The organism is Butyrivibrio sp. MC2021, from assembly GCF_000621605.1.
Taxonomy (GTDB): Bacteria; Bacillota; Clostridia; order Lachnospirales; family Lachnospiraceae; genus Butyrivibrio.
The window spans coordinates 1-26,117 of record NZ_JHXX01000005.1; the positions used below are offsets into that span (position 1 = coordinate 1).

The 26,117-nt window shown below is 44.4% G+C and carries 16 protein-coding genes, 2 tRNA genes and 1 other annotated feature; of the genes, 11 read left to right on the forward strand and 7 right to left on the reverse strand.

Annotated features, from left to right (window positions below; translation table 11 throughout):
• Positions 1 to 431: 431 nt before the first annotated feature.
• The 4 genes from T359_RS0110825 to T359_RS0110840 all read right to left on the reverse strand — a co-directional run bounded on the left by T359_RS0110825 (position 432) and on the right by T359_RS0110840 (position 5,118).
• Entirely contained in the window at positions 432 to 1,550 is a 1,119-nt protein-coding gene (locus tag T359_RS0110825; protein WP_026517506.1) for an IS110 family transposase, read from the reverse strand.
• Between the two features lie 95 nt (positions 1,551 to 1,645).
• Positions 1,646 to 1,870, reverse strand: coding sequence for a hypothetical protein (locus tag T359_RS0110830; RefSeq protein ID WP_026517507.1), 225 nt, complete (start codon positions 1,868 to 1,870; stop codon positions 1,646 to 1,648).
• Positions 1,871 to 2,199: 329 nt separating this feature from the next.
• Positions 2,200 to 3,822 (reverse strand): RNA polymerase sigma factor, encoded by a 1,623-nt coding sequence (locus T359_RS0110835; protein ID WP_026517508.1) that lies wholly within the window; start codon positions 3,820 to 3,822, stop codon positions 2,200 to 2,202.
• Between the two features lie 216 nt (positions 3,823 to 4,038).
• On the reverse strand, positions 4,039 to 5,118 hold the full coding sequence (locus tag T359_RS0110840; protein WP_026517509.1) for a helix-turn-helix domain-containing protein: 1,080 nt from the start codon (positions 5,116 to 5,118) through the stop codon (positions 4,039 to 4,041).
• 334 nt (positions 5,119 to 5,452) lie between these two features.
• Between T359_RS0110840 and T359_RS20055 the strand changes: the two genes are divergently transcribed.
• Positions 5,453 to 6,754, forward strand: a complete 1,302-nt coding sequence (locus T359_RS20055) for a helix-turn-helix domain-containing protein (RefSeq protein WP_051545279.1) — start codon at positions 5,453 to 5,455, stop codon at positions 6,752 to 6,754.
• Between the two features lie 64 nt (positions 6,755 to 6,818).
• Here the strand turns inward: T359_RS20055 and T359_RS0110850 are convergent.
• Together T359_RS0110850 and T359_RS0110855 are read right to left on the reverse strand one after the other, a co-directional pair.
• Positions 6,819 to 6,891, reverse strand: a tRNA-Gly gene (locus T359_RS0110850).
• A gap of 51 nt (positions 6,892 to 6,942) precedes the next feature.
• Positions 6,943 to 7,015 (reverse strand) — tRNA-Gly (locus tag T359_RS0110855).
• Between the two features lie 117 nt (positions 7,016 to 7,132).
• Between T359_RS0110855 and T359_RS0110860 the strand changes: the two genes are divergently transcribed.
• The 4 genes from T359_RS0110860 to T359_RS0110875 all read left to right on the forward strand — a co-directional run bounded on the left by T359_RS0110860 (position 7,133) and on the right by T359_RS0110875 (position 11,282).
• Entirely contained in the window at positions 7,133 to 8,422 is a 1,290-nt protein-coding gene (locus T359_RS0110860; RefSeq protein ID WP_035784303.1) for a class I SAM-dependent rRNA methyltransferase, read from the forward strand.
• A gap of 80 nt (positions 8,423 to 8,502) precedes the next feature.
• Positions 8,503 to 9,597: a GGDEF domain-containing protein gene (locus T359_RS21610; protein ID WP_081795550.1), complete on the forward strand. Its 1,095-nt coding sequence runs from the start codon at positions 8,503 to 8,505 to the stop codon at positions 9,595 to 9,597.
• A 120-nt stretch (positions 9,598 to 9,717) separates the two neighbouring features.
• The gene (locus T359_RS0110870; RefSeq protein ID WP_155840096.1) at positions 9,718 to 10,191 is read left to right on the forward strand and encodes a GAF domain-containing protein; all 474 of its coding nucleotides are present in this window, start codon (positions 9,718 to 9,720) and stop codon (positions 10,189 to 10,191) included.
• Positions 10,192 to 10,220: 29 nt separating this feature from the next.
• Positions 10,221 to 11,282, forward strand: coding sequence for a threonine aldolase family protein (locus T359_RS0110875; RefSeq protein ID WP_026517513.1), 1,062 nt, complete (start codon positions 10,221 to 10,223; stop codon positions 11,280 to 11,282).
• Between the two features lie 38 nt (positions 11,283 to 11,320).
• Here the strand turns inward: T359_RS0110875 and T359_RS0110880 are convergent, their stop codons facing one another.
• The gene (locus tag T359_RS0110880) at positions 11,321 to 12,871 is read right to left on the reverse strand and encodes a glycoside hydrolase family 28 protein (RefSeq protein WP_026517514.1); all 1,551 of its coding nucleotides are present in this window, start codon (positions 12,869 to 12,871) and stop codon (positions 11,321 to 11,323) included.
• Positions 12,872 to 13,103: 232 nt separating this feature from the next.
• Here T359_RS0110880 and T359_RS21615 point away from each other — a divergent pair, with 232 nt between their 5' ends.
• The 6 genes from T359_RS21615 (at position 13,104) to T359_RS22820 (ending at position 26,112) form a co-directional block, all read left to right on the forward strand.
• A complete protein-coding gene (locus T359_RS21615; protein WP_051545283.1) occupies positions 13,104 to 17,288 on the forward strand; it encodes an InlB B-repeat-containing protein in 4,185 nt (1,394 codons plus the stop codon).
• A 43-nt stretch (positions 17,289 to 17,331) separates the two neighbouring features.
• The gene (locus T359_RS0110890; RefSeq protein ID WP_026517515.1) at positions 17,332 to 18,021 is read left to right on the forward strand and encodes an MIP/aquaporin family protein; all 690 of its coding nucleotides are present in this window, start codon (positions 17,332 to 17,334) and stop codon (positions 18,019 to 18,021) included.
• A gap of 197 nt (positions 18,022 to 18,218) precedes the next feature.
• Positions 18,219 to 19,052 (forward strand): metallophosphoesterase, encoded by an 834-nt coding sequence (locus tag T359_RS0110895; protein WP_026517516.1) that lies wholly within the window; start codon positions 18,219 to 18,221, stop codon positions 19,050 to 19,052.
• Positions 19,053 to 19,114: 62 nt separating this feature from the next.
• Entirely contained in the window at positions 19,115 to 21,235 is a 2,121-nt protein-coding gene (locus T359_RS22815; RefSeq protein ID WP_026517517.1) for a hypothetical protein, read from the forward strand.
• Positions 21,236 to 21,308: 73 nt separating this feature from the next.
• Positions 21,309 to 21,552: a binding site (T-box leader), on the forward strand.
• Positions 21,553 to 21,722: 170 nt separating this feature from the next.
• The gene (ileS, locus tag T359_RS0110905; RefSeq protein WP_026517518.1) at positions 21,723 to 24,914 is read left to right on the forward strand and encodes an isoleucine--tRNA ligase; all 3,192 of its coding nucleotides are present in this window, start codon (positions 21,723 to 21,725) and stop codon (positions 24,912 to 24,914) included.
• A gap of 178 nt (positions 24,915 to 25,092) precedes the next feature.
• Positions 25,093 to 26,112 carry a hypothetical protein gene (locus tag T359_RS22820; RefSeq protein WP_026517519.1) on the forward strand — a complete coding sequence of 340 codons (1,020 nt, stop codon included), beginning with the start codon at positions 25,093 to 25,095 and terminating at the stop codon, positions 26,110 to 26,112.
• Positions 26,113 to 26,117: the final 5 nt, after the last annotated feature.

The following is a 26,117-nucleotide window of genomic DNA, read 5'->3' on the forward strand; positions in this document are numbered from 1 at the left end:
ATAATTCTGATATGTAATGACCTCCTGTCAAGAGAAAGCTTACAGGAATCCACCACATAATTATTTAGTTGTTTCTGAAGGCACCTTGAAAGGGCCTCGGGGTATCAGTTCCCGGCATTGGCCACTCTGATATACGTGGATTGGTTACCGACAGGTCAATGGTCCGCCGTGAGCTCTACCGTCTACCATCGTGGATCACAGATTGCTCCGTGCCAACATAGAATTATCGTAGATAGCTCGAACCTTGAAATGGCCGAAGCCCTTTCAAGATGTCTTCAGTTGTTGCTTTTGTTTTGGCCAGATGTAAATGGCGTAAGCCATCTTACATCTGCTTGATTACCCACTATAACAGTGGGATGATGATGTCAAGGCTGCGAAGCACCGCCTTGGGCGGCTTGGCCTTGAGATTAGCAGCGCACTGTTATAACAGATTAAGCTATATTATCGGTCATCATGCCCCACATAAAGCAAGCGAGTTCTCTTGCAACTGCCATTATTGCCACATTTCGCTTTTTTCCATTATTTAATACCATTTTGTAGTATTTGCGTTTCAGACGTTCATTAGCTTTATCTGCATATGCAATAACTTGTGGAGTATTTCCATTTTGACGAGCTTTGATTGTTTTGGATTTGTAACCAACTCTGCCTCTAGTATAGCATTGAGATGCTTCTGTTAACAGAGTTCGTACGTGACTATTTCCTGCTTTTGTAATGCTAAGCCTAGTGGTATCGTCTCCACTGGATGCTTCGCCAGGAACAAGTCCTATATATGAGGCAAACTTTTCTGCGGAAGAAAAACGATTAAAATCTCCGACCTCAACAATAACTGATAATGCAGAATGAGTCTGAATACCAATGAAACAACATAGCTTTTTTACAGATTCTCTGTATTCATCTACTGATGCAAGTTCTTCGATTCGCTTATCAAGACGTTCTATTTTATCAGTAAGCGTAGCATATGTAAGCAAGTACTCATCAAGAATCTCTTTATATAAACCTTCGGGTTTTAATGCTTTTAACCAATTGATATGTGCTATTGTCCAGTGACTTTTACTTTCGTATCTATAGTCGTGGCGAAGGCAAAAAGACTGAATTTGTTGTTTGATCTTTTTTAGTGCAAGTTTATGATCATTCCGCATGCGCAGATATTCTTTAGTCTGTTCATCTTTGGCAGTAGGAATATGTACTGGACTATAATTGTTTTGACACAAACATCTGCCAATAAGCTCAGCATCACGCTTATCAGTTTTTATTCTCTTGTTATTACGCTGAGAAAGCATGGTAGATGGCGCTAGTATCACACAGTTAACATTTCGGTCTGTTAGCTGATGATATAAAGTATAGCCAAGACACCCGGCTTCATAACCGCATATAAATGTAGTATCGTTACCGTAGATTGAGCGAAGGAATTCAAGATACTTTAAAACTGCTTTGTAATCTGCTGAAGTACGCTGGTAATACAAACCTTTTTCGACTTCAATTGTATAAGCGCAAAGTGTAAAACTTTCCTTATGGACATCCATACCTACGTAAACTGTGTTATTATTCATTTAGTGACCTCCTTTTGTATGCGGTAATCCCTGTTACCATTGACTCGACATCTTTAGTATACAGGTGAATCCACGTTGCTACAAAATGGAGGTCATTACATATTGTCTACTATCTGACTGAATTTAACATCCTTGTGATAAGAACCATTTCTTGGTTTTAGATTTAGGCTAAAGGCTTTTATAAGCCTAAAATAGGATATGTCATTCAACATCCTTTTTGCATATTCTTCATTATCTATTTGCAACCCTAACGATTTAAGATTCTCAATCTGTTCGTCAATTGTCATGGCTTGTTGATGCTTTTTTAATGTTTCTGCCATATTTTCATCCTTAAAAAAATGACCCGACGTGGTCCGCATCATAATGAGAGGCGTGTCGGGTTCTGTTAGCTATATTATATGTATGATTTTTGGGCTAGTCAACCTTTTCTTAATTGATGATCAACTTCTATTTGAGAGCATGGCTCTGTTTAGTTGAAATAAACATTTTGTCGATTTATTTTCTGCGTTTTAATGCTTTAAAAAAGTGGTGCCAGTCACCGTGAACAGAAAAAGAAGTAGTATGTAAGTGATTAATATAACTAGCCCCTCAGGTGCGTTACTTTGAGGGGCTGTAGTTAACGAGGAAATACATATAAAAAGTTACTATGCTATTTTTCAACGCAAAGAATTACTGCTGGAGCTGGTTTATCATATCCTTTAAGAAACAAACCTCTATCTTTTGCTTCGCTTATAATTGCTGAAGGAAAATAACTACAGCACACAAGATATTTTAGCCAGTTAGGAACTGACTTAAGATGCTTTGGAAGTTTAACCGGCTTTCTAACAAGTTCTATCATTTTGCCGTGATAGGTTTCAACAATTTCCTTTTTATATTTATTACTAAGTGAATACAATTCCCACCTGTCTGACATAGTAATGACTGGAATATTGACTTTTAACTTACCTTCCTCATCACGATACATGATACTGAATTCCAGAATCTGATTAATGTCTTTCAGCATCTTATTATCAAGCATCTCCATCATGTCTGTTTTTCCTAGATATATAGAATATACAAATTTTAGATAAGCATCATCGCTGTTGTCATGATAGTTTGCTCCCAAAACAGATGAATCTGTATCATAGCTACACATACTCACTTCTTTTGCACCGAGGAGATTTTGCTGTGTATGAACGCATTCACCACTCATATTGTATCTGCTGTAAGGACAATTTTCATAATCATAACCATGTGGATAAAGGTTCCCCATAGCATACCATTTCCCTCCATTAGGTCTCTCCGGGTAATGCTCTGAAGGTTCTCTTCCTCCGCCGGCTTCATCTCTAACGTCTAATGTAGCTGATGTAATGGTTCTCAAAAAGAAAAAGCTTTCTAATTTAAGCGCTTGATCCATACTTTGTTGTTTATAAAACTCATTCTGACGTAGTTTCACAAGACCTTCGGAAACAATATGCCATATTCCATCGCAAAGCTCTTTTGCTAGTTTTAACTGAAGGTCAAGATTAGCCATTCGGTCTTGCTCCGAGTAGATAATAAAATCAGTATATACTTTATCAGATACCCGCTTCATCAATTGGCCTGCAACAAGCTTAGCGACTATTGGTTCAATATAAGCAGTTGGGATGCCGATAGCCTTAGATAATTCACTTAGTGTAATTGGTTTTTTATAAGCCAATATCAACAAGTTCATAGTAATACGATCATCCCTTACAAGAGAAAAAGGTTCATCATTATATCCAATCAGACCTGAGTTAGAAATAAAAAGATCATCCGGTTCATAACTTTGCTTAGTATAAGTCTCCATTGTAAACTCCTTCTGAATATGCTTTCTGCCTGTGAATAATCTGGTTTTAACTGTATCTTCAGGAATTTTGAGCAGCTGAGATATATCTGATACACTCTTACCATTCATATAGTATTGTACTAGGACTTCACGGTAGGTACCGGTAAGTGTAGCAAGGCAACGACGAATGTTCTCTGCGTCTTCAGCACTTTCATCAAAAGTGCTTTCATCAGGTATTTCGCCAATTTCATCAATGCACACAGTTGGTTTTCTATATTTTTGTCTAAGCATATCGTAATACTTGTGGTTTAGTACCGTCATAAGCCAGTTCTTGGTATCAGATATCTCTTTTCCTTTATTGATGGATGTAAGTGCAGCTAATAACGTCTCCTGTACAAGATCCTTAGCATCTTCGAGATTGTCACATTTACTTATGGCAACTTTCATTAGTATGTCGGCATATTCTGTTAATTTGTTTTTGTTCATTTGGTACCCCTTTTGAAGCTTCACTTATAAGTCGCAAAATAATCCGACAAGTTTGATGGATTGTAAAAATTTATTTCTTTTTCCCTCTTCCTTTAGAAGGCTGTTGTAAACGGCAAGTAGTTTTCCATAAATTACGGCATTTTATTTTCCATACCGACAGTTACTATAATATCAGCATTTGTGGGCTCCGCCCACAAATACCGGTAGTATTCTTGATTAAAGAATTGCTGCGTACTTGGGATTGCTTCGCAGTTTAGAAATGACATCTTCTGAGAAAAGCCCGATATACTGTTTAAAAGTTCCTTCATTAATATAGACAAAACGGGAAGGCAATTCAGTTGCGTTACTTATGCCTGCACTGGTCGGCCTTTTTATGGGCTCTTTGGCGGCTTCTGTAAAGCAATCACCATGATCATGGGCTTTTTCAAAGCAACTTATGGCTTGTTCATAATCTTTATTTCTGTTACAAATACGTGCTGCATTCAAGTAAAGCAAGCATATATCGCTATTAAACCATCCATAATTACCATCTCCAAAAGCAGACTTATAAAGCATAACAAGCGAAAGATAGATCTCCGGATTGTTGGTAGTTGCAAAGTGTTCAAAATTCATGTTTAGCACATCTGCCAGTTGATGAAGTAGTGCAAGAAAAGCTTCACTTACATATCGGTCATAATTGCTGTCGTGTAACAGCACTGTACGCACCAACTCTCTGCAACTTGATAAAGAAGAACTTTGACCTGCAATCTCTTTTATCTTCTGATAATCTCTGAGTGTACCAAGTACGCCAATAAGTGAGGAATGAATACGCTCTTTCATGTGAGCATCGTCACTGTTCTGATAAGCTTGCTCAAATAGTTCAGCAGCGTCTTTTAATGTCGCAGTATCATTCTTTTTCCTTTTATCAGCCGAAGCCATTATCCAAAGAATCATTCCAAGTCTTTCCTGTAAATGCCATTCGTTTGGAAATTCAGATAATGCTTCTCGAAGAAACTGTTCGTGCCTTTTTAATTGCTTTTTATCAGGAATAGCGCCTGGCTCCAATAGTCTGTTCGCTTTCTCAATGTATCTTGAAAGAGTACTTTCACGATCATTGTTGTAACCGAACAGTTCATCGATTGAAACATGGAAGTAGTTGGCTATAGCAGGAATCATTTCCATATCTGGATATGCCTTATTGGCCTCCCATCGCGATACAGCTTGATTTGTTATTCCTAGCGCTGTTGCAAGATCATCCTGCGTTCTTCTGTCTCTTTTACGTAATTCCTTGATTTTGTCGCCTAACATTATCCTCATATTTAATCTCTCCTTAGATGAATTCACCGGTGTGATTTCATTATATCGAAGGATATGTAGCAGACCAATAATCAATTAATTGTTTGATACTAAACTATTAATTTATACAACTGCTTATAAGTCAGAAAATATCGATTTCTTCAGAACCATCCGAAAAGTGGTGCCAGTCACCGTGAACAAATTGTGAAAACTCTTGACATAAGCCATGGGTGCGCTCCCTGGGGCTTTTTCAATATGGATGGTGTAAAATAGCAATACAGGAAATCCTGAGACGTGATTCGTGATGTATGCTTTTTCATGTAGCTACGAGAAACATAAGAAAGGAGGTGACGACGTGTACAAAGATCAGATTCAGAACGTTATTGATTATATCGATCAGAACCTGAAGACAGAACTGAGTGCAGTAGAACTGGCGGACTTGGCAGGGTATTCAGTGTTTCATTTCTACCGAGTTTTTCAGAGCGTCATAGGAATGCCCATCATGCAGTACATCCTTAGAAGGCGACTTCTGTACTCCATCTATGAGATCGGCTCAGGCCGCAAAAAGACGGATGTGGCGCTGGAGCACGGATTTGATACCTACGCCGGATTCTACAAATCATTTGTGCGCGAGATCGGATATACGCCGGCAGAATACCTCCGGAAGTTTACGGCGAAAAAGCCATACAGGATCAACGTTTTACAGGAGGAACAAATAATGGTAAGCAGTAAAAAGATAGCAGAAATACTGAGTTTCTGGGGACTGCAGGATGAAAAAGTAGCTGACGTGGTCTTTGGAGATACAGGCAAGATAAGCGAGACTGCCAAATATGTTGGAGAGGATCACGTCATCAAGTACACCAACAATCTGGGCAACGTGCTCAAAGCAATCGATATATCCAAAGCCCTCGAAAACGTGGGGCTTGCTTCTCTTATGATCGTCCCGACTTTGGAGGGAAAAGAGTATATCGAAAACGGAGAGTTATACTTCTATCTGGCCAAGAGAGTGCAGGGAGAGAGCATCCTGGCAAGCAATGTCTATCTGGATGAATATGAGAAAAAAGCTCGTTTCATAGGCGAGATCGTGGGTCAGCTTGATCTTTCGCTGGAGAAAATAGATGTAGTTGTAGATGAAGGAGATACTCTGAGTGTAGTACGAGACCAGGCTCTTCCAAAGTTAAAAGATATGTTCCCGATTAACGGACTCATAGGTGAAGAGCTTATGAAGGCACTGGAAAGACTGTATCCTCAGCTCCCAAGGCAGATAATCCACAGAGATCCCAATCCTCATAACATAATTGTAGCCGAGGATAAATGGGGCTTCATCGACTTTGACCTCAGCGAGAGGAATGTAAGGATCTTCGATCCCTGCTACGCAGCAACAGCGATACTATCCGAGACCTACGAAGATGGCAACGAAGAGAAACTCATTAAGTGGACCAAGGTCATGAAGGAGATCATGTACGGATACGACTGCGTAGTGCACCTCTCAGAAGAGGAAAAAGAGGCTGTTCCCTACATAATTTTGGCAAACCAGCTCTTGGCAACTTCCTGGTTCGAAGGGAAGGATAAGTTCGCAGAGCTGTTTGAAGTTAACAGGAAGATGACAAGCTGGATACTCTGCAATTTCGAAAAAATGCAGCTTGAAGAAACCTGACAGAATACCTTGTTTTAAGCAACAAAAAAGCCCGGATCAAAAGATCTGGGCTTCTCTTATATAGAGCGATAGACGGGGCTCGAACCCGCGGTCTCCACCTTGGCAAGGTGGCGCTTTACCAACTAAGCTACTATCGCGTATATATAAAACGAACTACGATGCGTCAGCTGGTACATCAAGTTCGCTAGAGCGATAGACGGGGCTCGAACCCGCGGTCTCCACCTTGGCAAGGTGGCGCTTTACCAACTAAGCTACTATCGCATTTCGCCGTCCACATTTATTAGTGGCGACAACGAATTGATTTTAGAATAAATTTGTTGTATTGTCAACATATATTTTAAAATTTTTTTGATTTGTTTGTAGAAAGGTGAAATATATATGAGTAAAATAATCTGTTCCGACGCACAGGTAATCCTGAAAAAGCGCGAGGGCCGTGAGTTTAAGGCAGGCGGAGCCTGGATATATGACAACGAGATCGACAGGATCGAGGGTAAATTCGAAAACGGAGATATCGTGGAGCTCCACGACTTTGACGGATATTTTCTGGGATACGGCTTTATCAATATGAACTCCAAGATCAGAGTTCGCGTCATGTCCAGGAAAAAGGAGAATCCTGTGAACGAGGAGCTCATCGAAAGAAGAGTCCGTGACGCCTGGAACCACAGGAAGGAAGTCATGAAGAGCTACATGCAGGAGTATCTTTCTGCTGACAGGACATCCCCCGATTACAGGCCCGGAGCAGATGAATTTACCAGACTCTCCACAAGACTCATATTCGGAGAAGCTGATTTCCTCCCCGGAATCACCATAGACAAATTTTCAGATGTTCTTGTCATCGAGTCTCTGGCTCTTGGTACGGATCGCATGAAGGACCTTATCATCGACAAGTGCAAAAAGGTCTTTGCGGAGGACGGTGTCAAGATCCGCGGCGTATATGAAAGAAGCGATGCCAAGGTAAGAGAGCTGGAGGGCCTTGAGAGATGCAAGGGCTTTATCGGAGAGCCCTTTGACACCAAAGTAATGATAGAGGAGAACGGCGTTAAGTATTATGTTGACGTTGAGAACGGCCAGAAGACCGGATTTTTCCTGGATCAGAAGTTCAACAGACAGTCCATCAGAGGCCTCTGCAAGGGTAAAAAGGTTCTGGACTGCTTCACCCATACAGGTTCCTTTGCTCTGAATGCGGCGGCAGCAGGGGCCAGCTCAGTTATCGGTGTTGACGCCTCGGACCTCGGCTGCAAGCAGGCGGAGGAGAATGCGGCTCTCAACGGCCTTGAAAAGGTGGCAACATTCCAGTGCGCAGACGTTTTCGAGCTCCTTCCCGACCTGGAGAAAAAGGGCGAGAAGTTCGATGTTGTTATTCTTGATCCTCCTGCCTTTACCAAGTCCAGAGCATCCATCAAGAAGGCCGTTACCGGCTACAAGGAGATCAATCTCCGCGGTATGAGACTGGTTAAGGACGGCGGATACCTGGCAACCTGCTCCTGCTCTCATTTTATGGATGAGGAGCTCTTCCTTAAGACCATCGCCGATGCGGCAAGGGATGCCCATAAGCGCCTTAAACAGGTGGAATTCCGTCAGCAGGCAGCAGACCATCCCATTCTCTGGGGCGGAGCCGCTTCCTACTATCTGAAATTCGTGATCTTCCAGGTATGCGACGAGCTGTGATCTCTTGTTTATAATGCATAAATAATTGCTTAATTATTTGTTAATTTGCATATATAATTCATCGAAATTACAATTATACTATGAGTAATTCCGATGAAAAAATGCTCGATAGAGCCAAAGCAAATCTCGACAAAGAGGTCGGCGACTACCTATCCTGGAAACAGTATCTGTGGGTGGCGGCCACTCTTGGCGTGACCCATTGTTTTCTGGAAGTTTTCTATCTGTGGTTGGGCTGCACCCCAATGATCATCATCAACATAGCAAGTATTCTGAGCTATGTTGTCAGCATTGCTTATATCCTCAAAGGTAATACGACCATCACAATATATATCATGGAGCAGGAGGTCTTTCTCCATGTTATTCTGGCGACGATTTTTCTTGGAATAGACTGCGGATACCATCTGTGGCTCTTCGGAATCTTCGCCAGTGTTTTTTTGCCCTTTTTCCTTCCGGGAGTTGAGCGAAAGCCCAGGGCTCAGATAGGGCTTTTTGCGGTGCTGGTCATTATCGCTTTTGAAGTATTGGTGTTTCTGGGAAATCACCATATGCTGCCTACGACCTATGAGCTGAAGGGGGACATGGCTGAATTTATTTATCATGTGAATTCTTTCCTGACCTTTGCATCCATCATGGCCTACACCTCCTTCTATAACTACAGTATGTTCCTGAAGGCAAAAGAGCTCCAGTGGGCCGCGGATCACGATTTCCTCACGGGACTTTTTAACAGACAGAAGAGTCAGGAGATCCTGTCCCAGGAGATTGAAAGTGATACTGAGGATAAAAAGCTTTCCATCGCTATCCTTGATATAGATTTCTTTAAGCAGGTCAACGACAGCTATGGCCACGCAGCAGGGGATGCTGTGCTTCGGGGGCTGGCGGAGATATTCAGAAGCTACAAAAATAAGGGCATTATCTGCGGAAGATGGGGCGGCGAGGAGTTTATTCTTATTTCGTCGCAGCATTCCTATGAGGACTTTGTAAATGTTTTGGAGGATATCCGAAGAGAGACGGAAAATATCACTTTTACTTCAAGAAAAAATCACATGAATGTCACTGTTTCCATGGGAGCTGTGGCCTATGAAAAGGGCATCAGCGCCGAGAAGCTGGTACACAGAGCCGACGACAGGCTCTATGAAGCCAAGGAATCAGGCAGAAACAAGGTTGTGGCCGGATAATAAAGAGAAGAAATAAAAGATTGTGCACAAGATAAAAGCGTGCTAGAATTTGGGGTATGAATTCATTGGATTCATACTCTTTTTTACGTAATTATTTTGGATATTTGCGAGGAAAAAACTATGACAGATTACAGATTACTGACACAGCAGCTTAAGTCCCTGGCTGAGGATGAGCCCAATTTTATCCCGGTTTTATCCAACGCCTCGGCTTTGATCTATGAGAACCTTGAAGACCTTAACTGGGCAGGTTTTTACCTGATGGATAAGGGCGCTCTGCTTCTGGGACCCTTCCAGGGAAAGGTTGCCTGCATCAGAATTCCCCTGGGAAAAGGAGTCTGCGGCACAGCGGCAGGAGAGGATAGAACCCTTCTTGTGCCCAACGTCCATGAGTTCCCGGGTCACATCGCCTGCGACGGAGCCTCCAACTCAGAGATCGTGGTTCCTATCCACAGAAAAGACGGCAAGGTCATCGGAGTTCTTGATATCGACAGCCCCAGCCTTAACAGATTCAGCGAAGAGGACAGAGAAGGCCTTGAGAACCTGGTGAAGGCTATAGAGGACGTGACAGAGTTTGACGGAATCAGCTTTGAATGATTTTTTGAGTAAAAAGAGGTGCGGATAAAATGATATCTTTTTCAAGTGATTATACAAAGGGTGCCCATCCACAGATTCTTAAAAGGCTGGCTGAGACCAATATTGAGCAGAACCCGGGCTATGGCACCGACGACCACTGCAAAGCAGCTGCAGAGAAGATAAAAGAGGTCATCGGCATTAATGATGCCCAGGTGTTCTTTCTTGTGGGCGGAACCCAGACCAACCAGACCATAATCGACATGCTGCTTAAGCCCTATGAGGGCGTGGTGGCAGCTTCCACGGGACATATCGCAGCCCACGAGGCCGGCGCCGTCGAGTTTTCCGGACATAAGGTCCTGACACTGGACTACCGCGGGGAAGAGACGGATACAGACAAATACGGGGACAATATAGGCAAGATCTCCGCCAAGGCCCTGACAGAGCTTCTTGAGAGATTCTATGGGGATGACAACCATGAGCATATGGTGTTCCCGGGAGCGGTTTACATCTCCCATCCCACAGAGTATGGAACTCTTTACACCAAAAAAGAGCTCACTGATATCTCCAAGGTCTGCAAACAGTATCAGATCCCTCTTTTCCTGGACGGAGCAAGGCTTGGATACGGCCTTATGAGCCGCAGGACCGATGTGACAATCAAGGATATAGCAGAGGCTGTTGATGTGTTCTACATCGGCGGAACCAAGGTGGGAGCCCTCTTCGGAGAGGCGGTGGTGTTCACAGGGCCTGAGGCTGTAAAGCACCCAACCCCTATCATCAAGCAGCACGGAGCCCTTCTTGCAAAAGGGTGGCTTCTGGGACTTCAGTTTGAGACCCTCTTTACAGACAACCTCTATTTTGACATCAGCAAAAATGCCATAGATATGGCGGAGCTTCTTAAGGAAGGCCTGCTTGCCAAGGGCTACAAGCTCTTCCTGGATTCTCCCACCAATCAGCAGTTTGTCATTATGGACAACGCCAAGCTTAAAGAGCTTGACGGAAAAGTGGGCTACAGCTTCTGGGAAAAATATGATGACACCCACACTGTTATCCGCTTCGCCACAGACTGGGCCACAACTAAAGAAGATGTGGACACATTGATGTCTATATTGTAAATAAGCAAAAAATTACCCTGATTAGGGCTTTTTTATGCTTATTTAGTTCTCGGAACGCTGTGGATCCTGTCGAAGCTCACATTCTCGCAGAACTCCATGTGTATGGAATCCACGCCCGCAGCGGGATTCTCCATGGAAATGTCTCTGAACATGACATTTTTCAGCTGGAAGCCCGGTGTGTCGAAGCCCCGAAGGTCAATGGAGGGGCAGTCGTGCCAGGTGTTGCTTCCGTTGTTGTTATCAAGATACCTGCCCAGCAGATGCATACGCTCGAACAGGCAGTTCTCGAATACCGGAGGCACGGGAGCGCCCTCTCCGTCGTCGTTGTAGCCCACGGAGTGCATCTGAACATGGGATGCGGTGATGTCTCTTACAATAATATTTCTTACGTAGCCGCCGCGCTTTTTGGTGGCCTTTATCTCAATGCCGGACCAGGTGGGACCCATATCGCAGTCCCAGAGCCTTACATCCTCAACGCCTCCGGACATCTCGCTTCCGATGCAGAGGCCGTGGCCGAAGTGGCAGATGCTGTCAAAGACACGGATGTGCTCAGTGGGCCTGTTTATCACATTCCCCTCAGGATTTTTGCCGGATTTAATAGCCACGGAATCATCCTCTGTATAAAAATCGCAGGCATAAAGGGTGGAGTTGGTGGAGGAATCAGGATCCCAGCCGTCTCCGTTCCAGACACCCTGGGATTTGATGGTGCAGTGGTCCGTAACTATCTGGTCCGAGTAGATGAAATGCAGGTTCCAGGCCGGTGAAAAACCAAGGGTCAGGCCGTGGATCCAGATGTTCTGGCAGTTACTCATGTTGATAAGGCGGCCTCTTGCTCTGTTAGCAAGAGTTTCCGGCTTCTCATACTCTTTTATCCGATCTCCCAGAGAGTTGATAAAGTCCTTGAGACGAACCTCCTCCAAAGAAGCAATGGACTTGCCAAGGGTGGAGCCTCCGCCTAAAATGGAGCCCTTTCCCCGGATGACCACGTTGGAGCAGTTGTAGCCCTGGGTGTGGTCCAGAAAGCCCATATTTATAAGGCTTCTGTAACATTCCATCTCATAGCCCTCAAAGCGGCTACGAATCCTGGGGAGATAGTCCTCGGGATTCACACTTCCCTGCAAAAGAGCTCCTTCCTCCAGGTAGAGTTCAGAATCGGAGTGCATATCAAGGGCTCCCGTCAGGAAATCTCCCTTGGGAATATAGACATAGCTGCCGGGGCCGCAGTCGTTAAGGGCCATCTGAATGGCAGCAGTGTTCATGGTCATGCCGTCGCCTACGGCGTTGTAGGGGGCGGCGGTTATATCAATTCTCTTTTTGGTCTTGCCGGTGCAGAAATACACTCTTCCCAGAGGCATGGGCGGCATGCCGTTTCTGGCATCCTCGGGGGTGGCCAGAAGGATCTCCACCTCATAGTCTGTCTCGGGAGTCAGCCCGGTGAGAGAAATGTGGGTCTTTTCGATGGCGTCTATGTTGGCGCCGTTCAGATTGATAAGATACCTGCAGCCGGGAACAGCCTCCAGGGGCATATCCCAGAAAATCTCAGCTTCTGTATCGGTGGTGCGATAGTCCAGTAAAAAATCGAAGTCCATAGAAGTCCTTTCCGTAGCAAAACAAGCAGTGATGTGCATCTGAGAATACAAGTTCTATGTTAAATCATACCGTTGCCGGCGCCATAATTCAAATGATAAGTTTATAAAATTCAGAAGTTTAAAATAATCAGTAAATAAGCGGATTTTAGGGCTTTTGACGGTTGACGTTACAGCAGTTGCGGCATAAAATTAGTATGTTTGATAACATATTTTATTAAGGGAGAAATTGTGTATGAAAAGAAATTTTATGGGAAAATTTCTTGGCTTGACCCTGGCTGCCGTTATGGCTGTTTCGTCAAGTGTCCCTTCATTAGCGGCTGAGGAGCTTTCTGAATTCGCCTCAGAGGAAGCCGTTTATGAGGAAGTTCTGGAAGAAATCCCGGAAGAAGAAAATGAAGAACCCGAAGCTGAGGCTGAGGAGGATTATCAGGAGCCCGAGGATACTCAGGAAGAGGAATCCGAGGATGTTCAGGAAGAGGAGGCTGTTTCCGAAGAGGCTGTTTCCGAAGAGGCTGTTTTGACAGAAGAGCCTGAGGCACCTTCAGAGGAGCCTGAACAGAATCCCGCAGAAGAGCCTTCTCTTGAGCCCGAGGAGGAGAGCACCTGGGCCAATGAGGAATATACCTTTGTCTATCACGACAAGACCAAGACCAAGGACTATCAGGAGAAAAAGACTTATACCTTCGCCGATAAGGATCAGGAGCTTGCAGCTTCTTTTATCAAGACAGGTTATAAGATAACAGGCTGGACCTACAAATATGCCAAGGGCATGCTTGAGAGCGGAGCCACTGTTGATGACGTGGTTGCTCTGGCAGATGCAAACAAGGATACCAAGATCGATCTTTATACCAACTGGGATCAGATCCGGTATTCTATCGTTTTCTATGGTTCAGACGGAAAACAGCTGGAGTTCCAGCCTGAGGGATACACAGGAATCAAGTACACAGATTCCGTTGATTTTACTTCCGCTGCAAAGCAGATCAGTAAAACCCTTCCCGAGGGCGTTGCCGTAGTTGGATTTTCCAAGAGCAATACCGGCAAGGTTGAATATGCCCTTGGCAAGAAGTTCAGCAAGCTCATGAACACAGAGGGCGAGATCGTTCTTTACCCTGTTCAGGGTGCAGGCGAGTACTCCATCAACTATGAGCTGGAGGATGGCGAACTTTCCAAGGAAGTTATATCCTACATGCCCGGCAAAAGAGTTGTACTTCCTACAGCTAAGAAGACCGGCTACAGATTCCTGGGCTGGGAGCCTGAAGATGACATTGACAGCACTATCTTCGAGACCAAGACTGTCAAGGACTACGATGGCGAGAAGCATGAGGTAGTGGTTGCTCTCAAGAAGACAGCCAAGTCCGCCGTTAATCTCAAGGCCATCTTTGAGCCCATCAGATTCACACTTTATATCGATCCCAACGGAAAGGGCGTTGTTGACGGAGAGACAGCCCTTAAGAAAAAGATGAAGGTTGGTGTATTTGATTACGAGGGCACTCTTATAGAAGAGGGCAAATACCTTCCTGAATCACCTGAGAAGAGAGGAAGCATCTTCATTGGATTCTCACTGGATCCCAAGGCAACAGCGGAAAAGGGTGAGTTCGTTTCCGGAGATGACCTTTCAGCTCTTACAACCAAGAAAAGTGCTACACTTTACTGCATTTGGGAGAAGATTCCTTACGAGATCATGTACCTGAATGAGGTTGTAATCATCGACTCAAAGTCATTTAATGAAGAAGAAAAACTCTATGATTACTCTTTTAACTGCATAGATGAAGAGGCAGGAGAATTCGCCAAGGTTGAGACAATCTATTACGGCAGCAGCTATTCTCTCAAGCCCATCCAGATTCCCGGATGTACATTTATGAAGTGGGCAGTGGAGGAGCTTAATGATGCTTCACTGGTAGTTGACAAGAATACAGGAAAAGTTTCCAAGGTAAAAGCAGACAATGAGAGCAGCTTTGTTGTTCGTGGTTTCTATACTGAAAATGCCTGCAAGATCAAGTTCAATACAAACGGCGGAACCTATACAGAGAACAAAGTTACCAAAAAAGGCGCTGTTTCACTTATCGAAGGTTATGCAAAGCCTTTCACCAACCCTGACGAGATCTATTCAGCAATGGACAAGTTTGAGAACGGTCTTAGCAGAACAGGTTACACCCTCAAGGGCCTTTACCTTGACGCCAAGGGCAAAAAGCCTGTACCGGCAGACCTTCGCGGACTTTCCAAGAAGCTCAACGGCACTGTTACAATCTACGCAGTATGGCAGAAGGGCAATGCTCCCAAGAACGTAAATTCTGCTGCATTTGAGGAAGAGACCTCTGAGGAGGAGACACCCGGTGAGGAGACTCCCGGAGAGGAAACTCCGGGCGAGGAAACACCCGGTGAAGAAACACCCGGCGAAGAAACTCCCGGGGAGGAGAATCCTGCGCAGACTGCTACATATAATGTGAAATTCCATATCGATGGACTTACATTTACAGCTGCAGTGGAATATGACAGCAAAGATCCTGAGAAGCAGTCCACCATTGAGGATGCAAGACTTATTGCCGCTAAGGAGGATGATGAAAATTATCTTCTTAAGTGGATCTACAAAAACGGATATGACGATTTCTGGTTTTATGACGAGGCATGCACACAGGAAGCGGATATGAAGGCTGTTGTGTCTGACAACCTTGAGCTTTTCGGCAAGTGGGTCAATGTCACCGACTGGGAGGATGAAGTATATACCTTCGTATTCCATGAGAATAACGGCGGCAAGAATCGCACCGTAAAGAAGACTTATAATTTCGAAAACGCAGATGATATCATCGGTGAAGGCACAGAATCTTTCAGCAAAAAGGGATATACTCTTGATGGCTGGAGAACAAAGGATGAGGAGTGGCATTTTGAGAAAAATTCTACAGCTACTGAACTCATAGGCTTTGCACACAGAAAAACTCTTCATCTTTATGCTGAATGGAAACCGATCAGCTATACAATGAAGTTCTACTACAGCGATGGCAAAGAGTTTGAGACTCAGCCTACACACTGCTTTGAATACTTTTCTACTGAACCGGTTTTCAGTTATGAGGATGTGATTGATTTCACTGCTGCAGCAGATTATTTAAATGATTATTATGACGCAGGAACCGCTATTGTAGGTTTCTCCAAGACAATGGGCGGCAAGGCAGACTTTGCTGTAGGAAAGAAGTATAGAGGCTGCTACGATAAAGAGGGAGAACTGGCACTTTATGCTGTAACCAAGACAAAGACTTATCCCATCTCCTATTACACTGACGGCGGTGAGCTCACCAAGCCTGTAAATTATTACAAGGCAGGAAAAAGAGTTGTGCTTCCCAAGGCTGTTAAGCCCGGCTATGTATTTAAGGGATGGCATGGGTCTGAAGATGAAGACAACATTTTTGAAAAGAAGAAATACATAAATGAAGAGGGCGATGTTGATTATTTTGTTACAGCCATAAAGTCAAAGGCCAGGACAGCAGTTTACCTGGAGGCAGTATATGAGCTGGCTTATTACGACATCAGCGTTGATCCCAATGCAAAAGGCGTAACCTATTACAATGAACCCTTCAAGAAAAAGCTGAATTTGGGAATTTATTCCGGAGAAGGCGACAGAGTAGATGTAAAGGCAAGCTTCTCAAAAGCAGGAGTTGCAAGAAAAGGTTATGAGTTTGTGGGCCTGTCACTGAATCCCAAGGCAACAACAGAGGATGAATGCATTTTTGAAGATGATTATTCCTGGCTTACAGATAAGTCCAAAGCAACACTTTACTGCATCTGGGCAAAGAAAGAGTATCACCTTAGACAGGACCTGGAGGCACTGATCATTTCTCCTGAGTCTTCTGATGATATAGAAGATACAAGAACAACAATAGAATATGATCTTGAGGCTGATTCCACTGATCTGTACTCTTTTGATCAGTCAATCTATTACGGAAAGAAATACAAGCTCAAGAGCCTTCCGAATCTTGTTGGAGCAGATTTTGTAGGTTATGTCCTTGTAGAGTCTGACTGTGAGGGAACCCCAAGCGTTAAGTATAAAGAGAAGTATGGCTACAAGACTGTTACACAGATAAATGCCGATAATGAGGCAGATATTACAGTGATACCTGTATTCCTTCAGAAATACTACACACTTACCTTTGATACCAACGGCGGTGTATACGAGGATTATGAGGGCACCAAGACCGGCAAGGTATCAGTTTTAGAGGGATACGCTTTCCCTGTTACAGATTATCAGACTGTTGAAATGGCAGTTGAATGGTTTAGAGAGGGAGTATCAAGAGAAGGCTATACCTTAAAGGGACTTTCCCTTGATCCTAAGGGTAAAAAGCCACTTCCTGCAGACCTCAGAACATTAGGCAAGAAGTACAAGGATGAAGTGACTGTTTACGCTGTTTGGGAAAAGGCTGAGAAATAAGAATAATGTGCGGCAAAGCACATAAAATAGGAGGAAAGAAAGTATGAAGAAATATGTTGCTGAATGTATTGGAACCTGTGTACTTGTAGTAATGGGCTGCGGAACAGCAATGCTGGTAGGTTGCGATGCCATGAGCGGCAGCGGTTATCTTTTAACTGCTCTTGCTTTTGGTCTTACAATCGTTGGAATGGCTTACTGCATCGGTAATATCTCAGGCTGCCATATCAACCCTGCTGTATCACTGGCAGTTTTCCTTACAGGTGGAATGAACCTTGCTCAGTTTATCGCTTATGTTATCGCCCAGTGCCTGGGCGGCGTTGTTGGATCTGCTATCCTTGCAGGCATCTTTGCCCTGGGCGCAGTTGATGATGCTACAGGCGGATTCGGTGCCAACGGCCTTGACGGCGTAAGCGGAAACCCTATCGCTGGTCTTATCGTAGAAATTGTTCTTACATTTATATTCGTTCTTACAATCCTTGGTGTTACATCACCTAAGGCTAAGCACGGATCAGTAGGAGGCCTTATTATCGGTCTTACACTTACTCTGGTTCACATCCTTGGCATCGGCCTTACCGGAACATCCGTTAACCCTGCAAGAAGCCTTGGCCCTGCAATCTTCGCAGCAATCGGAGAGAACACAGCACCCATCATCAGCTTATGGGTATTTATCGTAGGACCCCTTGTTGGTGCAGCTCTCGCAGCATTTACCTACAAGTTCCTGGACAAGGAGTAATCTGACATTCTAAATATGTCTTCAAAGAGCTTGTTTCCGCCAATAACGGAAGCAAGCTCTTTTGCGTTATTTTGCGAATTTTCTGTGTATATTCTGATGTAGTGGTGGTTTTTTGACAGATTTTTGTGTACTATTCTTTTGCTATGTGAGACTTTTTTAGTTTTCATAAATAAATGAGAATTTGTTGAGGGTTATTTATGTCAGAACAAAAAGAAAAGAAAAAGAAGAGATTTCCAATTTTAAGGACAATTGTATCGCTGATCATTATACTTACCATCTGGTTTGAAGTGCCGGTAACGGAGGAGATTACCCTTGGAGATGCGGAGAATAGTGGGGATTCCGCCCGCTTTGCACTTGTAACGGACCTTCACTCCTGTTTTTACGGGAAGGACCAGAAGGGTCTTTTGAAGATGATCGAGAAGGGCAATGTGGACGCAGTTCTTTTATCCGGGGATATCCTTGATAACAAGTTCAAGAACGACAATGCCAAGATCTTCCTTGAGCAGATAGCTGAGAAATGCCCCTGCTATTATGTTACAGGAAACCACGAGATCTGGAGCGGCATGGAAAAAGAGTTTAAGGAATACCTGACAGGTATTGGGGTAACCGTGCTTGATGGAAATTACGTTACCACTCAGATAAAGGGAAAGACCTATGAGATCTGCGGTGTGGACGATCCCACATACATGAGCGATGAGGAGTGGAGAGCGCAGCTGGAATCGGCAAGTTCAGGTTCCGATAACTACAAGATTCTTTTATCTCATCGCCCTGAAAGAGTGGATTACTATGACGACTACGACTTTGATCTGGTAGTCTCCGGCCACGCCCACGGCGGACAGTGGATAAATCCTTTTACCGGCATTGGAACATTGGCTCCGGATCAGGGATATTGGCCTAAATATGTGGACGGCCTCTACACCCTCAGTAACGGAACCAATATGGTAGTCAGCAGAGGCCTTTGCAGAGAGCGCATGCCCTATCCCAGATTTTTTAACCATCCTGAAATCGTAGTGATAGAGGTAAGGGGTTAACTTATGAAAAAAATAGAGGGGCATATAAGTCATAATTAAATGTGATTGGGAGCGAAAAAAGTATGTGGGACAAGAAGTTGGGGAAAGTATTTACAAGTGCAGTCTGTGTAGGCCTTACGGCTACAATGCTTGCGGGCTGCGGCAAGGCAAAAGAGGATTCTTTTGTTGCAGAAGAATATGAGGATGACTTTTTTGACAAGCTGCTGTTTTATCCGACTGAGCAGGATGACAAGCCGGTATATGTGAATCTGAAGGATGAAACTGTAGCCAAATACGATCTGGCTGATTTCAAGACTATTTTTGAAGATAAGGGCAGTGAATATGAGCCTGTGACTTTGCTTCTGGAAAAGGGCGGTATATTGTACTTGCTGTGCTCCAAGAAAGATGCTGAGAGCTCGGCAAGAGAAAGAGATGCAGTATTTGCGGTTGATAAAAGATCCAAAGAGATCAAGATGATAGTTGACCGTGACCACTGGGACACTCTGGTAGCCTTTGATTATTATGACGGGGCTTTTTATGCAATATATGATACTTCAGAGCAGTACATCGTCTATAAGATCCTCAAGGAGAAAGGCGAACTGAACTATCATGGAGAAACGGACAGCAGTATGTATCCCTTTTTCCATGAGCTGTACAATTATGAATGCATATTGCCAGGTGAGGAATATGAACTTGCATGTTATGAGCGAATCCTGGGAGAATACGGATTTATTGTTGGAAAAAAGGATGATGGATTTTACAGGATAAATGCTGATGGAGAGGCTGCTCTGCTCAAGGGTTTTCCCGATGAAGACGATATTGAGATAATAGATTATGATTCGAAGTATGTTATTTTTTCATCCCGTTTCGATTATCCGAAGTGCTCTTTTTATCTTGATATAGATAAGGAAAAGTATGATTATCTTCCTCCGATAGAAGGTTCAGTGGGCTATTCCCGCTTCTTTTTGGAGTATCAGAACGAAAAGGTGTACTACAAATATTTTAATGGCAGCTATGTAATTGATCTTCATTCCTATGATATAAAAAGCGGCGATGATAAGATGTTGGTTAGCAAAAGTGAAGTAATAGGTTCCCTGTTAGGCTACTATAGCGGAGGGGTTCCGCTGGATTCGCTTATCATTAGGAATGGCAAGCTGATATTTAGGGACCGTGTTGACGGTGTTGTGGACTGGTGTATTGCAGACATGGATGATGCCGATAATACGCAGCATAGTCTGGGCATAGATCCGATGGATTTCGGACTGGCAAGATATGGACATGTTGAGTCTGTGACAGCCAAGGCTGTTTGCCCTCGCTGCAATGCGGTTATTGATGAGCTTGTGTCAGAGTACTATGTATTCGAGGGATGGTATTCAGAAACAGTAGATCAGGCTAATGAAACCTTGATGGCGCACACAAATGAAAGAGTGGCCGAAATTGAGAAGCTTAATGCCCAGTACGCAGCGGCGGGATATACCGAGGATGATTGCAAAAAGCATACCCATAAGAGTGAAATATACCGGATTTATTCAGTAAAGCTTATTGATGATACATATCTGGCTGTATCCGAGAATTGCACCCGGATGGCGGAGGGTGAAGAAACCTCCCATGATGCTTACCATCTTTACAATCTTCAGACCGGAGAAGAGCACAATATCATGGACTTTTATCCGGGAACTGTGGAGGAGCTTCAAAAGCTTCTTTCGGACAAAGCCGGAGATGCAGCTCTTACGCCGGACATATCCGGGATCGCCTTTGAGGAAAAAGGCATTAAGTATTCGAAAAAGGATAATTCGGGATATAATTTCTTAAGCTATGAGGAGCTCCTCGGAAGGCAGACTTTGGCTGATTTCCCCCAGGAAGATGACGATTACAGCCATTTTTCCGGAGGCTTCAGTGCCGGAATGGAGGCCGGTACACTTTCTGTTAATGAAGAGGGAAAGGTCGTTGTTAAAAGAGGCCATGAGGAGCCTATGGAAGATGTGCCGGTGGATGAGATGGTTTTGTATGATGAGCCTGAAAGAATATGCGAACTGGCTGATGATGTATATATCTCCCTGTTTTATCCTGTAAACGATGTGTACGGTGCCCGTGTTCCGAAACAGAACTTCATTAAACTTATGAAGAATTACAGCGTGAATTGCTATTACAGATTTGACGAGAACGGAAAGCTTATCGAAATCCTGGGAATCTATTATTCATGATGGTATCCGGTCCATAGATTAATTCTAGTTGCAATATACAGTAAACAGTAGTATTATATGTGCAATATATGTAAAAAAGGCTGTGACGAAGACAGTAGCAGGTTTGAGAAAGCTCCAGAGAGCTGCCGGCAGGTGAGAGGCAGTGCAAGTAACTACCATGTGAAAATCACTTCTGAGCTGCAGGATTGAAGGTTACATCAGTAGATCCTGACGTATTCTTTGGCGTTAACGAAGAGCGTATTCAACCGAAACAGTGTTTTGGCGCGTATGTGTAAACAGGTGGTATAACGAGATTATTCATGAGTCTTGTCCTTTTTACGAGGGCAGGACTTTATTTTTTGCGTGAGAAGCAGAGCCATGCAGTGATGTACAAATACATGCTCGCATGCATTTGTACATCAATATATGGCGAGCAACACGAACGAGGAAATGCGTAGCATTTTCGAGTTTGGGGCTGATTCTAACGCAAAGGGAGAAAGGAGAAGATATGTATAACAAAGTCGAAACTGACATGAACTTTGTCGGCAGAGAGAAGAAGATTGAAGAGTTCTGGAAAAAAGAAGACATATTCCAGAAGAGTGTGGACACAAGAAGCAAGGGTGAGATGTATATGTTCTATGACGGACCCCCTACAGCTAACGGTAAGCCCCACATCGGACACGTTCTTACACGTGCCATCAAGGATATGATCCCTCGTTACAGAACCATGAAGGGTTATACAGTTCCCCGTAAGGCTGGTTGGGACACACACGGTCTTCCTGTAGAGCTGGAAGTTGAGAAGATGCTTGGCCTCGACGGCAAGGAGCAGATCGAAGAGTACGGAATGGAGCCCTTCATCAAGAAGTGTAAGGAATCCGTATGGAAATACAAGGGAATGTGGGAGGATTTCTCCGGCACAGTTGGTTTCTGGGCTGACATGGATCACCCCTACATCACTTATGATGACAATTTCATCGAGTCCGAGTGGTGGGCTCTTAATGAGATTTGGAAGAAAGGCCTCCTTTACAAGGGCTTCAAGGTAGTTCCTTACTGCCCTCGCTGCGGTACCCCTCTTTCATCTCACGAGGTAGCACAGGGCTATAAGGTATTAAAAGAGCGCACAGCTGTTGTACGTTTCAAGGTTGTAGGTGAAGATGCTTACTTCCTCGCATGGACCACAACACCCTGGACACTTCCTTCAAACATCGGCCTCTGCGTAAACCCTGACGAGACTTACGTTAAGGTTAAGGCAGCAGACGGCTATACATATTATCTTGCACAGGCTCTTGCTGATACTGTTCTTGGTTCTCTCGCAAAAGAGGAAGGACAGGCAGCATACGAAGTTCTCGAGACCTACGTTGGTACAGACCTCGAGCACAAAGAGTATGAGCCTCTTTACCAGTGCGCTAAGGACGAGGCTGACAAGCAGCACAAGAAGGCATTCTTCATCTACTGCGACAACTACGTAACTATGTCAGATGGTACAGGTATCGTACACATCGCTCCTGCATTCGGTGAAGACGACGCAAGAGTAGGACGTAAGTATGATGCTCCTCTTGTACAGATGGTAGACAGCGAAGGTAAGCTCAAGCCTGAGACTCCTTTTGCAGGCTACAGATGTAAGCCCACTCAGAAGGAAATGGACGAGGGTGCCATCAGTGCAGATCCTGAGGTTCTGAAGGACCTTGACGCAAGAGGACTTCTTTTCTCCGCACCTAAGATGGAGCACGATTATCCTCACTGCTGGAGATGCGGCACACCGCTTCTTTACTACGCTCGTTCATCATGGTTCATCAAGGTTACAGAGGTTAAGGATGACCTTATCCGCAACAATAAAGAGATCAACTGGGTTCCTGAGTCAATCGGTAAGGGACGTTTCGGCGACTGGCTTGAGAACATTCAGGACTGGGGGATCTCCCGTGACAGATACTGGGGAACACCTCTTAATATCTGGGAGTGCGATGACTGCGGCCATCAGCTTTCAGTAGGTTCAAGAAAAGAGCTGGCTGAGCTTTCAGGAGATCCGTCCGCTGAGACCACAGAGCTTCACAGACCTTATATCGATCAGTTTGAGATCACCTGCCCTAAGTGCGGCAAGAAGATGCACAGGGTAAAAGAGGTTATTGACTGCTGGTTCGACTCAGGAGCAATGCCTTTTGCACAGCTCCACTATCCATTTGAGAACAAGGAGCTCTTCGAGAAGCAGTTCCCTGCTGAGTTCATCTCAGAGGCTGTAGACCAGACAAGAGGATGGTTCTACTCACTTCACGCAGAGGCTACACTTCTTTTCAACAAGCCTGCATTTAAGAACGTTATCGTTCTTGGTCTTGTTCAGGATGAGAACGGACAGAAGATGAGTAAGTCAAAGGGCAACGCCGTTGATCCTTTCGACGCTCTTGAGAAATACGGTGCAGATGCCATCAGATGGTACTTCTACACCAACAGCGCACCATGGCTTCCCAGCAGATTCTCCGGTGACGCCGTTATGGAAGGACAGCGCAAGTTCCTTGGAACTCTTTGGAACACCTACGCATTCTTCGTACTTTACGCTAATATCGACGGTTTCGATGCAGCTAACTACAAGCTGGAGCTTGATAAGCTTACCGTTATGGATAAGTGGCTTCTTAGTAAGCTTAACAGCTGCGTAAAAGCTGTAGATGAGAACCTTAATAACTACAGAATTCCTGAGGCTGGTAAGGCTCTTGACAACTTTGTCGACGAGATGTCCAACTGGTATGTACGCCGCAGCCGTGAGAGATTCTGGGCTAAGGGAATGGAGCAGGACAAGATTTCTGCTTACATGACTCTTTACACTGCTCTTGTAACAGTATCCAAGGCAGCAGCTCCTATGGTTCCTTTCATGACCGAGGAGATTTATCAGAACCTTGTTCGCAACAGCTTCAAGGATGCACCTGAATCAATCCACCTCTGCGACTTCCCTGCAGTAGATGAGTCACTCATCGATTCCAAGCTTGAGAAGGACATGGAGGAAGTTCTTGATATCGTAGTTCTTGGCCGTGCAGCAAGAAATGCAGCTAACATCAAGAACCGTCAGCCTATCGGACAGATGTATGTTAAGGCTGAGCAGACTGTAGGCGAGTTCTACACAGACATCATCAGAGAAGAGCTCAATGTTAAGAACGTAGCATTTACAGATGACGTTCGCGACTTTACAAGCTACACCTTCAAGCCACAGCTTAAGACCTTAGGACCTAAGTATGGCAAGAACATCGGAGCTATCAAGGCTTACCTTGAGACCCTCGACGGAAACGCTACAATGGATGAGCTTAACACCAACGGCGTTATCAAGTTCAATGTGAACGATGTGGATGTAGAGCTTGTTAAGGAAGATCTTCTTATCGAGATGGCTCAGAAGGAAGGCTTCATTTCTCAGGAGAACTGGGGAATCACAGTGGTTCTTGATACCAACCTTTCAGAGGAACTCATCAGAGAGGGCTTCGTCCTTGAGGTTATCAGTAAGGTTCAGACCATGCGTAAGGATTCAGGCTTCGAAGTTATGGATCACATCAAGGTTTCACTGAACGGAAACGACAAGCTTGCTGAGATCGTTAAGGCCAACGAGAGCAGCATCGCCACCAAGGTTCTTGCAAACGAGGTGGTTTACGGTTCAGACGTTGCCAACGCAAAAGAGTGGGATATCAACGGCGAGAAAGTAACAATCGGTGTTGAGAAGGTTTGATAAAAAATAATATTCAGGGAGCTGACTTTTATCGAGTCAGCTCTCTTTTTTTTTGTGGAAATTTTTAAAAAGTGTTATTCGTCCGATTTCAAGTGTCATTCGTCAGAAATCCAACAAACTATAAAAAACAAGTGCTACAATGACTACGCATTACAAAAAGAGTCAAAAGGAGATTCAAATGTCACGTTTTAGTATTAAACCATCACTTGTATTACAGAATTGCAATGTTCTTGATAATGTGTCCCAGGCACTTAATAAACATGCAGTTGAGATAGATCAGGTAAAATGTGAGCTGGATACCAGTTTGGCAGAACTGGCCCCGGCCCTTGAAACTTTATCATTAAATACAAAAAATGAAGCAACAGCCATCAATGTGCTGTCCGATGCTCTGAGAAGAATTGTAACTATCTTCACAGATGGAGAGAAGAAGATTAAGGAGTTCTTCGTCAGGAAGGATCCTATCAATATTCCTAAACCCGAGCCTGTACCGGATCCAACACCACAGCCTACACCGGATCCTAAGGAGGAAGTAGAGCCTACACCTGCACCCACACCTACACCGGATCCAGCACCTACACCGGATCCAACACCTACTCCCGACCCGACACCATCACCGGAGCCTCAGGATGGACCTGCTAACGGCCTCAGCGATGAAGGCTTTGATATTCTGTGCGCATACGAAGTAGGAAGAGCCGGTGTTTATGATGAAAACGGCAATCTTGTTGGCCTGAAGATAATGGATATCGGCGATGGCAAGTACACCCTTGGCTTCGGAATAACAGTAGACAAAAACGACGCTGACGCCATCCAGTGGTACAAGGATAATTACGGAATAGATGTAACTCAGGTTGGTCAGGTAATTGATGCCGATACCAGCTACAAGATCTATAAGGCAAAAGAGACATACTACAAGGGCGTTGTAGACGGACTCTGCTCCAGAACAGGATTTACACCTACTCAGCAGCAGTATGACGCATTGTATCTTGCAATCTATAACAGACCTGCCCTTGCCAACGGCGGACATGCTTTAGACAACTTCCTCAGATCCGGCGGCAAAGACCGTGATGGCTTCTATAATGAGCTTATCAACGAGTATAAGGGACTTGAGAAGTGGGGTGATTACGGAGATGGCTGGACAAACAGAATCCTTGATGAGTTAGAGCTCTTCTTCGATGGTGATTATGCAAGAACCCACTGATAGTT

Coding starts and splice junctions, on each gene's coding strand:
- T359_RS22820 (WP_026517519.1), top strand. CDS start 25,093: ATGTCACGTTTTAGTATTAAACCATCACTTGTATTACAGAATTGCAAT.
- T359_RS0110880 (WP_026517514.1), bottom strand. CDS start 12,871: ATGGACTTCGATTTTTTACTGGACTATCGCACCACCGATACAGAAGCT.
- T359_RS21615 (WP_051545283.1), top strand. CDS start 13,104: ATGAAAAGAAATTTTATGGGAAAATTTCTTGGCTTGACCCTGGCTGCC.
- T359_RS0110870 (WP_155840096.1), top strand. CDS start 9,718: ATGACAGATTACAGATTACTGACACAGCAGCTTAAGTCCCTGGCTGAG.
- T359_RS0110825 (WP_026517506.1), bottom strand. CDS start 1,550: ATGAATAATAACACAGTTTACGTAGGTATGGATGTCCATAAGGAAAGT.
- T359_RS22815 (WP_026517517.1), top strand. CDS start 19,115: ATGTGGGACAAGAAGTTGGGGAAAGTATTTACAAGTGCAGTCTGTGTA.
- T359_RS0110860 (WP_035784303.1), top strand. CDS start 7,133: ATGAGTAAAATAATCTGTTCCGACGCACAGGTAATCCTGAAAAAGCGC.
- T359_RS0110840 (WP_026517509.1), bottom strand. CDS start 5,118: ATGAGGATAATGTTAGGCGACAAAATCAAGGAATTACGTAAAAGAGAC.
- T359_RS0110875 (WP_026517513.1), top strand. CDS start 10,221: ATGATATCTTTTTCAAGTGATTATACAAAGGGTGCCCATCCACAGATT.
- T359_RS0110835 (WP_026517508.1), bottom strand. CDS start 3,822: ATGAACAAAAACAAATTAACAGAATATGCCGACATACTAATGAAAGTT.
- T359_RS0110890 (WP_026517515.1), top strand. CDS start 17,332: ATGAAGAAATATGTTGCTGAATGTATTGGAACCTGTGTACTTGTAGTA.
- T359_RS21610 (WP_081795550.1), top strand. CDS start 8,503: ATGAGTAATTCCGATGAAAAAATGCTCGATAGAGCCAAAGCAAATCTC.
- T359_RS0110830 (WP_026517507.1), bottom strand. CDS start 1,870: ATGGCAGAAACATTAAAAAAGCATCAACAAGCCATGACAATTGACGAA.
- T359_RS0110895 (WP_026517516.1), top strand. CDS start 18,219: ATGTCAGAACAAAAAGAAAAGAAAAAGAAGAGATTTCCAATTTTAAGG.
- ileS (WP_026517518.1), top strand. CDS start 21,723: ATGTATAACAAAGTCGAAACTGACATGAACTTTGTCGGCAGAGAGAAG.